The sequence below is a fragment of the Geodermatophilus sabuli genome (assembly GCF_010686765.1).
Lineage (GTDB): Bacteria > Actinomycetota > Actinomycetes > Mycobacteriales > Geodermatophilaceae > Geodermatophilus > Geodermatophilus sabuli_A.
In genome coordinates this window covers 1-14,760 of the sequence record NZ_JAAGWF010000027.1, presented here as the reverse complement: position 1 = coordinate 14,760, position 14,760 = coordinate 1, and the positions used below count along the sequence as shown (strand labels likewise).

Annotated in this window: 14 protein-coding genes; 8 read left to right on the top strand and 6 right to left on the bottom strand. The window is 70.6% G+C overall.

The genetic code is table 11. The features are described from left to right. Window positions 1-377 precede the first annotated feature (377 nt). A protein-coding gene (locus GCU56_RS20435) for an IS5 family transposase (RefSeq protein ID WP_440588754.1) occupies window positions 378-1,188 on the top strand; the annotation gives its coding sequence in 2 pieces (ribosomal slippage) (window positions 378-730 and window positions 729-1,188; 813 coding nt in all). Window positions 1,189-1,907: 719 nt separating this feature from the next. Here the strand turns inward: GCU56_RS20435 and GCU56_RS20430 are convergent. Genes GCU56_RS20430 through GCU56_RS20420 form a run of 3 tightly spaced genes read right to left on the bottom strand, consistent with a single transcriptional unit; the run spans window position 1,908 to window position 4,866 of the window. Continuing rightward, window positions 1,908-2,636, bottom strand: a complete 729-nt coding sequence (locus tag GCU56_RS20430) for a response regulator (protein ID WP_163483746.1) — start codon at window positions 2,634-2,636, stop codon at window positions 1,908-1,910. After that, on the bottom strand, window positions 2,621-3,784 hold the full coding sequence (locus GCU56_RS20425; protein ID WP_163483744.1) for a hypothetical protein: 1,164 nt from the start codon (window positions 3,782-3,784) through the stop codon (window positions 2,621-2,623). Before GCU56_RS20425 ends, GCU56_RS20430 begins: the two co-directional genes overlap by 16 nt. Beyond that, window positions 3,781-4,866 (bottom strand): hypothetical protein, encoded by a 1,086-nt coding sequence (locus GCU56_RS20420; protein ID WP_163483742.1) that lies wholly within the window; start codon window positions 4,864-4,866, stop codon window positions 3,781-3,783. Before GCU56_RS20420 ends, GCU56_RS20425 begins: the two co-directional genes overlap by 4 nt. Window positions 4,867-5,142: 276 nt before the next feature. Here GCU56_RS20420 and GCU56_RS20415 point away from each other — a divergent pair, with 276 nt between their 5' ends. Both GCU56_RS20415 and GCU56_RS20410 read left to right on the top strand, forming a co-directional pair. Beyond that, window positions 5,143-5,541, top strand: a complete 399-nt coding sequence (locus GCU56_RS20415) for a superinfection immunity protein (RefSeq protein WP_163483740.1) — start codon at window positions 5,143-5,145, stop codon at window positions 5,539-5,541. 54 nt (window positions 5,542-5,595) lie between these two features. Then, window positions 5,596-6,417 (top strand): peptidoglycan-binding domain-containing protein, encoded by an 822-nt coding sequence (locus tag GCU56_RS20410; RefSeq protein ID WP_163483738.1) that lies wholly within the window; start codon window positions 5,596-5,598, stop codon window positions 6,415-6,417. Window positions 6,418-6,615: 198 nt separating this feature from the next. Here the strand turns inward: GCU56_RS20410 and GCU56_RS20405 are convergent, their stop codons facing one another. Then, window positions 6,616-7,728 carry a cobalamin-independent methionine synthase II family protein gene (locus GCU56_RS20405; protein ID WP_163483736.1) on the bottom strand — a complete coding sequence of 371 codons (1,113 nt, stop codon included), beginning with the start codon at window positions 7,726-7,728 and terminating at the stop codon, window positions 6,616-6,618. A gap of 118 nt (window positions 7,729-7,846) precedes the next feature. Between GCU56_RS20405 and GCU56_RS20400 the strand changes: the two genes are divergently transcribed. From GCU56_RS20400 to GCU56_RS20390, 3 genes are all read left to right on the top strand, one after another. Beyond that, entirely contained in the window at window positions 7,847-9,277 is a 1,431-nt protein-coding gene (locus tag GCU56_RS20400; RefSeq protein ID WP_204332551.1) for an aminotransferase class I/II-fold pyridoxal phosphate-dependent enzyme, read from the top strand. Between the two features lie 78 nt (window positions 9,278-9,355). Continuing rightward, complete coding sequence (locus GCU56_RS20395) at window positions 9,356-10,489, top strand: endonuclease/exonuclease/phosphatase family protein (protein WP_163483732.1); 1,134 nt, start codon at window positions 9,356-9,358, stop codon at window positions 10,487-10,489. A 227-nt stretch (window positions 10,490-10,716) separates the two neighbouring features. Further along, the gene (locus tag GCU56_RS20390) at window positions 10,717-12,108 is read left to right on the top strand and encodes an alkaline phosphatase D family protein (protein ID WP_204332550.1); all 1,392 of its coding nucleotides are present in this window, start codon (window positions 10,717-10,719) and stop codon (window positions 12,106-12,108) included. A gap of 44 nt (window positions 12,109-12,152) precedes the next feature. On the opposite strand, the gene GCU56_RS20385 is transcribed toward GCU56_RS20390, so the two are convergent. Next, complete coding sequence (locus tag GCU56_RS20385) at window positions 12,153-12,647, bottom strand: GNAT family N-acetyltransferase (RefSeq protein ID WP_163483728.1); 495 nt, start codon at window positions 12,645-12,647, stop codon at window positions 12,153-12,155. A 119-nt stretch (window positions 12,648-12,766) separates the two neighbouring features. Between GCU56_RS20385 and GCU56_RS20380 the strand changes: the two genes are divergently transcribed. Continuing rightward, window positions 12,767-13,198, top strand: a complete 432-nt coding sequence (locus GCU56_RS20380; RefSeq protein WP_345771975.1) for an MmcQ/YjbR family DNA-binding protein — start codon at window positions 12,767-12,769, stop codon at window positions 13,196-13,198. A 39-nt stretch (window positions 13,199-13,237) separates the two neighbouring features. Here the strand turns inward: GCU56_RS20380 and GCU56_RS20375 are convergent, their stop codons facing one another. Further along, window positions 13,238-13,795 (bottom strand): hypothetical protein, encoded by a 558-nt coding sequence (locus tag GCU56_RS20375; protein WP_163483726.1) that lies wholly within the window; start codon window positions 13,793-13,795, stop codon window positions 13,238-13,240. Between the two features lie 126 nt (window positions 13,796-13,921). Here GCU56_RS20375 and rraA point away from each other — a divergent pair, with 126 nt between their 5' ends. Then, window positions 13,922-14,398, top strand: coding sequence for a ribonuclease E activity regulator RraA (gene rraA / locus GCU56_RS20370; protein WP_163483724.1), 477 nt, complete (start codon window positions 13,922-13,924; stop codon window positions 14,396-14,398). Window positions 14,399-14,760: the final 362 nt, after the last annotated feature.

Here is a 14,760-nt window from a genome sequence, read left to right as displayed (position 1 = left end):
GTCGACGCAGCTATAGTGATGGTGCGATGACCCGGAAAGCAAGTCGACATCAGGGGTACGCTGGTTGACGTCTCCACCGCGACCTCCTGGACGCCGTTGCGGTCGCCTAGAGCAGCCTCTGGAGAAGGACGTCGTCGCTACTCCAGACGCGCTCCTGTTCGCCACCAGGTCGGCGGCTAGCTAGCGGGCAGCCACTGGAACTCGACGTTCCGGCGCGCCACGGACGCCATCGACCTGCCGGCCGTCCGGCCCCACGAGCTCCGCCACACCAGCGCCACCCTTGCTCCGGCGACCGGTGCGACGACTAAGAGATCGTTTCTGAATGACGTCGGCGCGTCTGCTTCGCGCCTCGGTGGCTGCTGGCGACCCTCGGGGAGGTGATCAAGGACCTCGTCCCTGACCGGCTCTGGAAGCAGATCGCTCCGCTGCTCCCACCGCCCAAGCCCCGTCGCTACCGGCATCCGGGTCGCCGGCCGGTCGATGACCGGGCCGCCCTGGCCGGCATCGTGTTCGTGCTCAAGACCGGCATCGCCTGGAACCAGCTCCCTGCCTCGGTGGTCGGCTGCTCGGGCATCACCTGCTGGCGGCGGCTGCGGGACTGGACCGCCGCCGGCGTCTGGCCCGCCCTGCACGAGCAGCTGCTGGCCCAGCTACGCGCACTCGGCGAGCTGAACCTCGACGTCTGCGCGATCGACGGCTCCCACGTGCGCGCGCTCAAAGGGGGCCCACGTCGGCCCATCACCGGTCGACCGCGCTCGTCCTGGCTGCAAGCACCGCCTGATCTGCGACGCCGGCGGCCTCCCGCTGGCGGTGAGCATCACCGGCGGCAACCGCAACGACGTCACCCAGCTGCTGCCCCTGGTGGACGCCATACCGCCGATCCGCGGGCTACGCGGCCGGCCACGACGCCGCCCTCGGCAGCTCCTGGCCGACCGCGGCTACGACTACGACATCCACCGCCGCCAGCTCCGCGACCGGGGCATCACCCCGAAGATCGCCCGCCGCGGCGTCGCGCACGGCTCCGGCCTGGGCAAACAGCGCTGGGTCGTCGAGCGCGGCTTCGCCTGGCTGCACGCCTTCAAACGACTACGCACCCGATACGAGCGGCGCGCCGACCTCCACCTCGGGCTCCTCCAGCTGGCCTGCGCGCTGATCTGCTTCCGGCACCTGGATGCCATTCTGAAATGAGCTCTAAGGAACTGATGCGCCGGCGGTCACTCCTCCCCGCCGCCGCCCACGTCTACCAGCACGCCGCCGACGGAGAACCAGACAAGGGCAGCGAGGGACCACCTCCGAGCGATAGGTCATGAATAGGTCATATCCGGCTTCCGGGCGGCTTCAGCAAGCCGCTGACCAGGACAGATAGGGTCACAAGGCCCCGCCTTCCAAGCTGGCCATGCCGGTTCGATCCCGGTCACCCGCTCCACGCAGCGACCAGTACAGATGCCCAGTTGCGCAGCTGCGCCGGACCTGCTCCGCCCTTCCGTGCCTTGGCGGTGCTGGCCCTGTTGACCGCTGATCAGCGGCTCTGGCCAGTGTTTGACGCACGGAGAAGATGCGAAGCTGCCGCTCGCGCCGCTGAGCTATCGGGCCGACGCCGGCCCGGTATTGCCGCGACTTGGAGGACGGACCACTCGCCCGGTCGTGCACGTCACGCAAGGCGGCCTTACCGACGCCAGTTTCGAGGCGACGCCACTGCGATGACAGTCGTGCCCGCGGAGGGGAACCCGACCAGGCCCGGGTCGTGCGTCTTCTCCGTCCGGCCTGTCTCGGTTCCGTCCACGGCCGCTGTGCCGGCGTTCCAGCCATCGAGGTGGCAAAGATGGTGTGGCCCGATGTGTGCAGCGGGTGCGGACGGATCCTCGACCCGACCAGCACCGCCACATTCGCGGTATGGAGATGACCCCTTACTCGACGCCGCGTTCCATCGCCCACTGCAACAGGACTTCGTTGGAGATCAGTCGGTCCCCGGTGGCGCGCGGGTCCCCGCTCAGGTTCATGTGGTCGGTGACCTTGCGCTTGATGCTGTTGATCAGGGCGTCGAAGTTTCCTGGGGTCAGACCTTGGTCGGCCATCATCTGCGCGCGCGTGCCCGGATGCGCGACGAACCTCTTGAGAAAGCTCACCTCTGCGGGCGTCAATGCACCGAACCCTGTCTGCCGCGGGGTGCTGGGCCGGCGTAGAGATGGCGAGACGTACTCGACGACACCCGGATCCAGCACCTGTCTCAAGCCGTGGGCCACCCGTTCCCACGTGTCTCCTTTTGTGATCATCCCGTCAACTCCGGCTTCGCGGGCCTGGCGTAGGACCATCTCCTGCTCGAGGCCTTCGGAGAAGAGCACGATGCGGGCGCCCGGCTGCGTCGCGCGGACCGCTGTCACCAGAGACAACCCATTGGGCGTGCCTTCGGCGCGGCGCTTCACCGGATCGGACTGCAGGAGGTAGTCGATCATCACGATGGCGAACGTCCTGCTGGTCAGGGCCCGCTCGAAGGCGTCCACCGCATCGACGGTGTGGACGTCGAAGCCGTGCGGTCGGAGAAGCGCTTCCGCCGCTTCGCGGATCACACTGCGGTCATCGATCAGCAGAACTGCGGTCGGTGAGTCGTCGGTCGGTTCTGTCATCTTCCCGTCCATGTAGCAGTGAGGATCGTCCCGCCGCCTGGTCGTGGCTCGAGGCTCAGTCCTCCGCCGAGGCCGCGCAGATAGGCGTCGGCATGGCCGAGCGCGTGGTGTGGGTCGAAGATGTCGAGCGGTTCTCCGGGCCCGCGTCCGGCGTCCTCGACGACGACGGTGAAGCCGTCGGGCCAGGCTCGATAGGCCACCCGGGCCGCCGCTACTCCAGAATGCCGACGGACGTTGCCGAGGGCGGTGTGTATCACCAGGTGGATCGCCTGGAGGGACGGCAGACTGACCTGGTCGGGCCCGAGGACGTCGCGCGTCACCTGCACTGCGTGGTCGCGCTCAGCCCTGTCGATCACCTCCTCGACGGTCCCACGCGCGGTCACGGCCGTATCGATGTCCGGGGTCAGTTCGGCGTCTATCTCACGGAGCAACTGCACGGCGTCCGCCGGCTCGAGTTGACGCACGACTGCTTCAGCGAGGTCGGCCAGCGAGTCCTTCCATCGACCGAATGCAACCTCGGCGAGTTCCTTCTCGGCTACGGCACGCTGCCTCTCGTGGCGAGCGACTTGCTCCGCCAACTCGTCTGTCCGGGCAGCCTTTAGCGTGGATGCCATGTTGGCGGTAAAGACGCCGGCGACGACCGTGCCGACGGAGTACCCGAGAACGCTACGGCGGACCTCGACCGGGGAATCCTGTCGTTCCCCGTTCAACGCGGCAGCCGCGAGGTGCGCCAGCGGACCGTAGACCGAGCCTGCGACGAGCGCGCCGCGAGCTCCGAGCCCTGCTCCGTACAGAGCGATCGGCGTCCAGGTCTGTATGAAGAACGGCGCGTCACTGGCGGGCCGACGCCAGTAGCTGCGTCTGGTGGTGATGGCCGGGTAGACCAGATATCGGCAGAACGCCAGCAGTGATTCGCGTTGGATCCAGCCGGCGTCGTCGAGCAGCTCAGGTCTGGCCCGCAACTTCCGTGCGAGCCTGGCGATTGCGGCGGTGTTCATCCCGGCGCAGATCAACAGCCGGCGCGGCGCTGTATGACCTTTGATCATCCCCAAGGTGGTCCAGGCGAGGGCTTCCGTCCCGATCACACGGAGGATCCCGAAGAGCACGCTGCGATAGGACCCGAGTCCGACGTCGTACCGGTCCGGGTCTTCGGCCGTCATGCCAGCAGCCTGGGCAGAGCACCACGCAGAACCGACCCCGCGTCCACGGCAACGACCGACCAGCCGTCGGGCGCCTCCATCACGTCGAACCGTGCCGAACGGACCTCCACATGTACGGCGGTGGGTCGGATGTCGGTCTGGATCACAAAAGGACTCGTCGATGACTTCGCCAGGTCCACCAGCCACCGAACGTCGTCGATGTGGACTTCCAGTTCGACGACTTCGTCGCTGCCGAGTGCATCGGCCCATGACGAACCCTCACCAGGGGGTCGGCTGGCCAACATCCTGGCGACGAGCGCATTCAGTGTCATCAAGGACGGGTCACGCCGGAAGCGGTGGTGCTCCGCTTGAGCCAGGTCCGCGACCCGCTCGTACCCGGGTCGTGCCTCCGATGGCTGCGCAAGGCTCTGCAACTGGGCCCGGGAACGGACGTTGCTGAAGACGGAGAGCCGCTCATGGAAACGGAACCACACCCCGACCTCGGCAGCCTCCTCCTCCTGCAGCTTTCTCGTCTCCCGTTGAACGTCCGCGATCCGCTGCTCGGTGCGGGCTGCCGCCTCCAGTTGTGACCGCAGGCCCGCAACCGCCCACAACGAGGCCGTCGCCCAAGCCATCTCCCGCAGGAGGTACTGGGCAGTGCTGCGACGATCGAGTCGCCAGATCCGGCAGTACGCCATCTGTTGCACCAGCGGGATGAGCAACAGCGGGGTGACTCGTGCCTTCCGTTGGTCGAGGAGCAGCGCCCACCCTGACGCGACGCCGAACTGCCCTATGGATCGGTCGGCCTGCATGCGAGAGGCGGAGATCCGGTCCCGCAGCAGTGCAGCCGCGCCGACATCGGTGAGCAGCGCGACGCTTGCCAGAGCGGCGGGGGCAGTGCGCCGCCGCCAGAGCGCGGCGGTCACCATGTCGCGCACGACCAAGCTGGACCAGACCGCGCGGGTCCGCCTGTCCCCGCGCCCGTGCAGGACGACGGCCGCGAGTTGCACCAGGCCGGCGTGATACAGCCACGCGAACGCCGCAATGCGACGGGAACGGTCGTACCAGCTTCCGGTGACCTCGTCGTCCTCGAGCCCGGCCATCATCTCCCCATCCGCTCACCGCGGGAGGGCAAGCCTAGCCAGGCTGCCCCTTGCCCCCCGGCCGGGCACTAAGACCTAGAGGCCGATCTGGCGAGGATGTCTTGCTGTTGGCCCAAGAGGCCAGGCCCGCCGCTGGTCAGTCAGTTCGTAGGTGAGGCAAGAGAACTGGCTGCACTTGGAGAAGTTTCCCGAAGACCGCCACCCCCATTTCCAACATGCTTTGTCCACCGGATCGGTGCCGTTGGCGCCGCCTCACCCGATGAAAAGGCGATCCTCATGGACATCTACGCGGCCACCAGTGACGACGGCAGCGGTGCGCTGCTGATTCTCCTCCTGATCGCCGGGGGCTTCTACTTGCTCCCCACGATCATCGCGTTCACGCGTCGCGTCCCTGATCGGGGCAGCGTCGCGGTCATCAACGTCCTCCTCGGCTGGAGCCTGATCGGCTGGGTCGTTTCCCTCGCCATGGCCAGCCGTAGCGTCCCCTCCCTCATGACCGGTATGCCCGTGATCATCGGAGCGCACGGCTACCCCACGACCGGCTCCTACCAGCCGCAGCAGAACGCAGGCGCCACCTCGGGTGGCTGGTGGCCGGACCCGTCCGCAACTGCGGGGGTCGAGCGCTATTTCGACGGCCAGCAGTGGACCAACCGGACTCGCCCCGCCGCTTCCTGAACCACCCCTCCTCGCACCACCCGGCCCGCCGCAACTTCAAGGAAGGACGTAGCCATGCAGTCCACTGGCGCGCTCGACACCCGCACGCGGTTCACCTGGACCGCCGGTCAACCGGTATGGCAGCGCCTCATCGCCACCGCCATCGCCGCAGCCATCCTCCTGGGCATGAGCCTCACCGCCCCCGCCACCGCGAACGCCGCTCAGCCCCTGCCCCACCTAGGGGAGACGTTCACCACCGACACCGGCCAGCAATGGCGCTTCGACCCGATGATGCCGATGTGCGGCGACGTCGGCATGGGCACCCAGGGCGAGTGCGTCGCGGTCCTCCAGCGAGCGCTCAACTCCATCGCAAACGCAGGACTTCGCGTAGACGGCCAAGCCGGACCCAGCACCATCACTGCGCTGCAGGCGTACCAGCAGCAGCGCGGCATCCCCGACCTGCGGTATGCCAACAACACAACCCGGTTCGCCCTGATGGTCGACTACTACCGGGCCTACCCGGCTGAAGCTGCCCGCGCGAATTTCGACTGGGGCATCCGCACCGGATCGTTGTACCTCACCCGCACTCAGACCCAGGCTCTCACTGACGCGTTCCTGCAGTGGCGGTTGGCTGTCCAGGTCGCTGTGGACACCGGTGCATACGCCGCGTGCGCCGTGATCGGAGGCGCGGTGACGGTCTACACCGGCCCTGGCGCGGCAGTCGTCGCTCACGCGGCCGGTGCGGGATGCAGCATCCTCATCAACGCCTTGTTCAACCAGTTCAGCAGTGTCATGGAGGCCGCCAACACCGGCTACGGGTGCCTGCGGATCAGGTTCAACCACACGGGCCTCGTGGAGAGGGTCTACAACGACGGTGGGCGCTACTGCCGTCTCTGACCGCCAGAACTCGGGGGGAGACCGCCACAGGCTGGTCTCCCCCCGACGCGTGTCGTGAGCGGAGTCGACACCCCGTTGCGCGTAGACCACAGAACCTGACCTTCGGCGGTCTGCGGTTCGGTGAAACCACCGCGCTTCGCCGGTCCGACGTCCTCCCTGGTGGTGGTCAGGCCCCGACAGCTGTGCGGTCAATCCCGCTCAGGGCACGCTGGATGTGGCCCACAGCTGCTGGCTGGCCAGGCGGGCGCCCTCGGACATCGCGGCCAGCTTGGCCCAGGTGATCCTCGGGTCGATGGGGACGAACCCGGCGAAGGTCGCAAAGCCGCAGTCGCTGCCGGCGATGACGTTCTCCCGGCCGACGAGGTCGGCATAGCGGAGGAGACGCTCGGCGACCAGCTCGGGGTGCTCGATGTAGTTGGTCTTCGAGTCGAGCACCCCGGGGATGACGACCTTGCCGTCGGGCAGTTTGACGTCCTCGAACAGCTTCCACTCGTGGGCGTGGCGGGGGTTGGCGGCCTCGAAGGAGATGGCGGCCGGTCGGGCGGCCAGGACGAGGTCGATGATGTCGGCCAGCGGGATGTCGGTGTGGTGTGGGCCCTCGTAGTTGCCCCAGCACAGGTGCAGCCGCATCTGCTCCGGGGGGATGTCGCGGGTGGCGTGGTCAAGGGCCTCCAGGCGCTGGGTGACCACCCGGCGGAACTCCGGGAGCGTCGGCTCAGGGCCGATGGCCCAGGCGCAGGCCAGGTCGGGGCAGTCGAGCTGGAGGACCAGGCCGGCGGAGGCGATGGCGTCGTACTCGGTCTTCATGGCGTCGGCCAGCGCCGCGATGTAGGCCTCGGTGCTGCTGTAGTGCCGGTTCGGCATGAACATCTCGATGACGCCGGGCGACGCCGCGGACATGAACACCTCGCCGGCATCCCCGGCTGCCGCCTGCAGGTTGGCGATGTCGGCCTGGACCTCGGTCGGGTCGACGTAGGCGACCGGCCCGTTGCAGCTGGGGTTGGCCATCACGGCCGCCAGGTCCGGGTCGCCGAACGTGCGCTGGGCGAACTCGGGGAAGACGTCGAAACCGCGCATGTCCAGCGGCACGGGCTCCCCCTCGAAGCCCGACAGCCGCTCGGTCACGTACGTGGCGTAGCTGGGCTTGCTCACCTCGCCGTCGTTGACGCTGTCGACGCCGGCCGCCAGCTGCTGGCGCACGGTGGTCTGCACCGCGGCCCGCACGGCCTCTGGGTCGTGGCGGTCGAGGCCGGCCGGACGGGGCAGGCTGCCGGTGTGCGTGGTCAGGATCCGCTCACTGCTGGTCCGCATGCCCCGACGCTAGGGTCGCGCCCGCCGACCGGACATGCACAGTTGGCCCCATTCGGGACCGGCACAGTCGGGCCCGGAAGCCGGCCGCTGCCCGACTGAGGCCGATACAGTCCGCCGGGTGAGCGCCGCGGGCGCAGCCCCGCTCTACGAGCAGATCGCCGACACCCTCCAGGCCCACATCCGGTCCGGGGTCTACCGGCCCGGCGACCGCGTCCCGTCGGTGCGCAAGCTGCGGGAGCAGCACCGGGTCAGCGTGGCCACGGCCCTCGCGGCGCTGCAGGTCCTGGAGAACCGGGGACTCGTGGCGGCCCGCCCGCAGTCGGGCCACTACGTGCGCGCACCCGACCGCCTGCACCTGCGCGAGCCGGAGCCCTCCACTCCCCCGGGCGTCGCGTGCCACGTGGACGCCTCTCTGGCGGTCACGCTCAACCTCGGCATCGGTGATCCGCACGAGCCCACCCTGGGGGCCGCCGTCCAGGGCATCGAGCTGGTGCCCGTCGACGCCCTCAACCGCCTGCTGGGCCAGGCCCTGCGGTTCCAGCCGTCAGCCTGTCACTCCTATGACGCCCCGCCGGGCACCCTCGCCCTGCGGCAGACGGTCGCCCGCCGGGGCCTGGACGCCGGCTACGCGGTGTCCCCCGACGACGTCGTCATCACCAGCGGCGCCAAGGAGGCCGTCTACCTGTCCATCCGGGCGGTGACCCGCCCCGGCGACACCGTGGCCATCGAGTCCCCCACCTACTACGCCTTGCTCGAGGTTCTCGCCTCCCTCGGCCTGCGAGCCGTCGAGATCGCCAGCCACCCGCGCCACGGCATCGACCTGGACCAGCTCGCCGACGTGCTGCGCACCGAACCGGTCGCCGCCGTCGCGCTGGTCCCCACCTACGCCAACCCGACCGGCTCCTGCATGCCCGACGCGGCCAAGGCCCGCCTGGTCCGGCTGCTCGAGACCCACGACGTCCCCTTGGTCGAGGACGACGTCTACGGCGACCTGGCCTTCTCCGGGCCCCGCCCCCGGGCGGTCAAGGCCTTCGATCGCCGCGGCCTGGTGCTCTACTGCGGCTCGTACAGCAAGACGCTCTCCCCGGGCCTGCGGGTCGGCTGGGCCATCCCCGGCCGCTACCGCGATCAGCTGCAACTGCTCAAGCTGGTCGTCAACCAGGCCACCGCGCCCGCTCCGCAACTTGCCATCGCCGCCTTCGTGGACGGCGGGGGCTTCGACCGTCACCTCCGCCGGGTGCGCCGCATGTACCGCGACCAGATGGACGCCACCCTCCGCGCAGTCAGCCGCCACTTCCCGCCTCAGACCTGCGCCACCCGACCGGACGGCGGGCACGTCCTCTGGCTCCAGCTGCCTGACGGGGTCGATGCCCTCGAGCTCCACGGAGCGGCCGCAGCCGCGGGCATCCGCATCGCCCCCGGCCCGATGTTCTCGCCCAGCGGCGGCTACCGGGACTTCGTGCGCCTGAACACCGGGTTCCCCTGGCGGCCCTCGACCGAACGCCAGATCGAACACCTCGGCCACCTCGTCACAGCCCGACGCCGGTGAGGCCGAGACCAGCAGGGCCGCACCCCCTTCTCGCGGGAGGGCCGGCGCGCCTGGGTCCGGGCAGCCCGGGAGGCCGCCGTGAGTCCTGACCGAGCACGTCCGCTGCGCTCGCGGTCGCTGCTCGCCGTCGGCTCGCTGCTCGTCGCGACGCTGGCTGCCTGCGTCGCCGGGGCGGACGAGGGCCCCGAGGTCCCCGAGGCCGTGCAGGTGACCGTCATGACGCGCAACCTGTACGTCGGCGCGAGCGTGGGCGACGTCTTCCGGGCGGCGTCGACGCCGGAGCTCCTCGCGGCCGGGACCCGCGCGTGGGCCGACCTGCTCGCGACTGACTTCCCGACGCGGGCGGGGGCGCTCGCCGACGAGATCGCGCGGTCCCGTCCGGACGTCGTCGGCCTGCAGGAGGCCACGCTCTGGCGCGACCAGACGCCCGGCGACGTCCTGACCCAGCCGACGCCGGACGCGACGCACGTGGCCTTCGACTTCCTGGCCATCCTCCAAGCAGAACTGACCGCTCGCGACGTCCCCTACACCGCGGTGGCCACGTCGACGGGAACCGACGTCGAGTTCCCGCGGCAGGACCCGGGAGCCGGCCTGGTCGACGTGCGGCTCACCGATCGTGACGTGCTCATGGTGCGGGCCGACCTGGCCGACAGGGTCGGCAACCCCGACGACGGACGCTATGCCGCACAGTTCCGGGAGACCTTCCTGATCGGCCGGGCCGACTCCATCCGCGGCTGGACCTCGATCGACTACCGACCCGACCCGACGCGGACGGTACGGATCCTCAACACCCACCTCGAGGTGGTCGAGCCGATCACCGGCACGACCCAGGACCGGCAGGGCGAGGAGTTCGTGACGAGGATCGTCGCGAGTCCCCACCCGGTGATCGCGCTCGGCGACTTCAACTCACCGGCCGACGGCGCGACCCTGCCGACCTACCGGGACCTGACGGCGGTGCTCGACGACGCGTGGGCCTCGGCGCGACCAGGCGACCCCGGGTGGACGTGCTGCCAGCCCCCGTCGTTCGCCGACGCCGTCGGGCGCGAGAACACGCGCGTCGACCTCGTCCTCGCCTCCGAGGACCTGTCGGTCACCGACGTGGCGCGCACCGGCGACCAGCCGTTCCGCACCACCCCACCGCCGCTGTGGGCGTCGGACCACTTCGGCGTGACCGCGCGGATCGTCATCCCCGACGGGACGCCGCCGGCATGACGAGTGAGTGGCCCCGGACCTCGGCTCCCCATCTCCCGTCGCCCGAGGGCGGCGCTCCACCGGCACCGGGACTGTCCCGCCGGCGCCTGCTGCAGGCGGCTGCGGTCGTCGCGGGAGGCGTGGGCGGCTGCACGTCCGGGGGCGGCTCCCCGCCCACGACGGGGAACGCCCCGACGACGAGCGGCGTCCCGGCGCTGGGGCGGTCGAGGCCCGAGGTGCGGTGGGGTGTGCAGAGCGGCGACGTCTCGACGACGTCGGCCGTCATCTGGTCCAAGACCGACCGCCCCGCCCGGATGGACGTCGAGGTCGCCGCGACGGAGAGCTTCCGCACCGTCCGGGGGCGCTGGTCGGTCGACGTCGGACCGGACACCGACCACGCCGGCAAGGTCCTGCTGGAGGGCCTGCCGGCCGGGACCGAGCTCTTCTACCGGGTGCACTTCGCCGCGGAGGGCCCCGCCAGCCCGCCGCTCACCGGTCGGCTGCGCACCGCGCCGACGGACCGGCGGGACGTCAGCTTCGCCTGGTCCGGGGACGTCGCGGGGCAGGGATGGGGCATCGCTCCCGACACCGGCGGGATGACCGGGTTCGAGGCCGTGCGCCGGCTGGAACCGGACTTCTTCGTCCACTGCGGCGACAGCGTGTACGCCGACGTCCCGCTGGCCGAGCGCGTCGACCTCCCCGACGGGCGCGTGTGGCGCAACGTGGTGACGCCGGAGAAGAGCAAGGTCGCCGAGACGCTCGACGAGTACCGCGGCCAGCACCGGTACAACCGGCTCGACGACAACGTGCTCCGCTGCGCCGCCGAGGTCCCCTCGGTCGTGCACTGGAGCGACCACGAGGTGACGAACAACTGGTATCCCGGCGAGACGCTGTCCGACGAGCGGTACACGGTGACCGACGTCGACGTCCTCGCCGCCCGGGGCCGCCGGGCCTTCCTCGAGTACGTCCCGCTCGTCGGGGACCGGATCGACCGGGTGCTGGGGTACGGGCCCCTGGTCGAGGTCTTCAGCGTGGACACGCGCTCCCACCGCGGTCCGGACGGCTCCGGTCGGGACGACGGCCCGGTCGACCGCCGCATCCTCGGCGACGAGCAGCTGGTCGCACTGAGCCGCAGGCTGCGGGCGTCCCGCGCGCTGTGGAAGGTGATCGCCTCCGACATGCCGATCGGGCTCGTGGCCGGTGACGGACCGGTCGCCCACGACGGCATCGCCAACGGGGACCCCGGCCGGCCATCCGGCCGGGAGCTGGAGATCGCCCGGCTGCTGTCGGACCTGAGGCGTTCCGCCGTGCGCAACGTCGTCTGGCTCACCGCCGAGGTCCACTACACCGCTGCCCACCACTACGACCCGCAGCGCGCGGCGGTTCCCGACTTCGACCCGTTCTGGGAGTTCGTGTCCGGGCCGCTGCACGCGGGGACCTTCCCGCGGACCGAGCTCGACAGCACCTTCGGTCCCGAGGTCGTGTTCTCGCGCGCCGCCGATCGACCCGTCCAGCCCCCCAGCGACGGGCTGCAGTTCCTCGGCCACGTCCGCATCGACGGCGACAGCGGCGTCATGGCGGTGCAACTGCGCGACGTCGGGGGCACCGTCCTGCACCAGACCGACCTGGACCCGGCGTGACACCGGGCGGAAGGGGGAACTCTCACGCGGGTGGGCGCGCCGGCTCACGCCGCCACGACGACGTACCGGACGCCGTCGCACTCGAACTCGGCCACCTCGCGCATCCCCATCCCCACGTGCGCGGCTCGTGACGAGACGTTGTCGGCACGGATGAAGGCCATGACGGGAGCACCGTGCATCCGCTCACGGTGGGCGCGGAACAGCGCGACCGCCAGCCCGCGCCGGCGGAACTCGCGGCCCACGCAGATCGGCCCGTGCAGGTACGCGCCGGGGTCGGGGTGGGCACGGAGCATGGCGCGGACGACCCCGACGTGGGCCTGCGCCTCACGGGGGGTGAACGCCACGTATCCAGCGACGCGATCCCCCACCTCCGCGACGATGAGGAACTCGTCCTCCGCCGCTTGCGCGAACCACTCGCGCGAGAAGCGCGCCGAGAGGGTTCCGCCGTTCTCCGGCTGGTCCTCCTCCTGGATCGCGAGGACCCCGTCGAGATCGCGGGCCTCCGCCGAGCGGACCCTCACCGCCGACTCGTCGCTCACGTCACGTCCTCCGTCGCCGCCTCGCTCCCCTGGGTGCACGTCACACACGATCCCGCGAGTCCGCTCTGCCATGGTGCTGTCCCTGCCCAGCCGCGGGATCGGCTCCTACGCTGCCCGGCGTGACCGCTGATCGGCCGGCACGGGTGGAGGACGTGCACGAGCTCGCGATGGGGCTCCCGCACGTGACCGTCGTCCACGGGACGCGCGGCAACGCCGTGTACCAGGTGGGTGGGAAGTCCTTCGTCTTCTTCCGCACCCCGCGGCCGGACGCCGTGGACGCCACGACCGGGGAACGTCTCCCCGACGTCATCGTCTTCTGGGTCGAGTCCGAGGCCGACAAGCTGGCCCTCGTCCAGGACGAGACGACGCCGTTCTTCACCACGCCGCACTTCGACGGGCACGACTCGGTGCTGGTGCAGGCGAGCCGGCTCGGCGAGATCACCAGGCAGGAGCTGGCCGAACTGGTGCAGGACGCCTGGCTCGCCCAGGCCTCCGCCCGCAGGAGGGCCGCATGGCTCGCCGAGCACGCGACGGTCGAGCAGGAGGCCTGAGCACCTCGGCCTCGGAGCGAGCCCGGCTCCCGGTCGAGGTCAGCCTCCGATCGGCCGGACCGTGGCGCACGGCAGCCGGGCTTCCAGCATGCCGCGGGAGACGGGGAAGCCGAAGACGCGATCGACGAATCCCGCGGCGGCCGCGACGGGTCGAGGTCCGTCACGGGTGAGCAGTCCGGCGTCGGCCATCTGCTGGTCGTAGGCGTGTTCATCTCGGCCCCAGCGGACGTGGGGGAGGTCGATGTCGACGCCGAACACGTACTCGCCGTCCCGGCAGTGGTGGAGGGCCCTGATCGTCGCGGTCAGGCAGAACGCCAGCGCGTCGCCGCCGTCCGCCGTCAGGCGCTGCGAGAAGGCGGGGTCGCCTCCGTGCACCGTGCTGGGCTCGACGGCGTAGACCCAGGCCCCTGCCGACCCGATCCGGACGGTCGGCTCGTACAGGGCGTACGTCGCGTCCAGCGTGCGTTCGCCCTGGTCGAAGCCGTACCGGCCGAACTCGGCCAGCAACCGCGCCGCGTCCGGGCCCCGCGTCGCCGTCAGCGTCACCATCACGTGGTCCTCGACCCAGTCCGCGAACCAGTCGTACGGGGACGTCACGAGCCCGGACCGTAGCGCCGGACGGCCGACCGTCGTCGCTACGCTCTCCCGCGGCCTGCCCAGGGACGGGTCGCCCGGTCACGCGAGCCTGCTCCCTCCCGCACCGCCACGAAGACGAGGACCAGCATGGGCTTCACCACCGCTGACCTGTACGACGAACACGGCACGGACCTGGCGTCCTGCGACGTGCAGTTCCGCCAGTTCGGCGCGCATCGCAGCTTCAGCGGACCCGTGACGACCATCCGGTGCTTCGAGGACAACGCGCTGGTGAAGTCGACGGTGCAGCAACCGGGCCGGGGCCGGGTCCTCGTCGTCGACGGCGGCGGGTCGGTGCACACCGCCCTGATGGGCGACGTCATCGCCAGGACGGCGGCCGACAACGGCTGGGCGGGGGTCGTCGTCAACGGCGCCGTCCGCGACACCGCCGTCCTGGCGGGCATCCCCATGGGGATCAAGGCCCTCGGCTCCAACCCGCGCACGAGCACCAAGACCGGCGCTGGTGAACAGGACGTCCCGGTGACGTTCGGCGGCATCGAGTTCCGGCCCCACGACCAGCTGTGGGCGGACGACGACGGCGTCGTGGTCCTGCCCGCCACGCGCTGAGGCAGGCCCCGGCCGCGCGTCGACGTCCCCCGGCCGGCTGACCCTGCAGTGGCGACGGAGAGTCCAGCGCGATGAGCAGGGCGGACGTCGTCCCGCTCCCCCAGTTGTGGGAGTGGCGTCCCCCCGCTGGACGGCTGCCGCGGCCGAGGCGGCGCCAGCAAGCTGTCCACTACCGCAGACACCGCGGCCACCGTGAGGAGTTCCCGTGGACACACCCGAACCGACCCGACGAGACGTGCTCGCGGTGGGATCCGGGCGCGTCCCCCGCCTCCGGAGCTCTGCCCTGTGAAGACCCTCACCCTGCTCGCGCTCGTCGGCCTCGGCGCGCAGCTCGTGGACGGCAGCCTCGGCATGGCCTACGG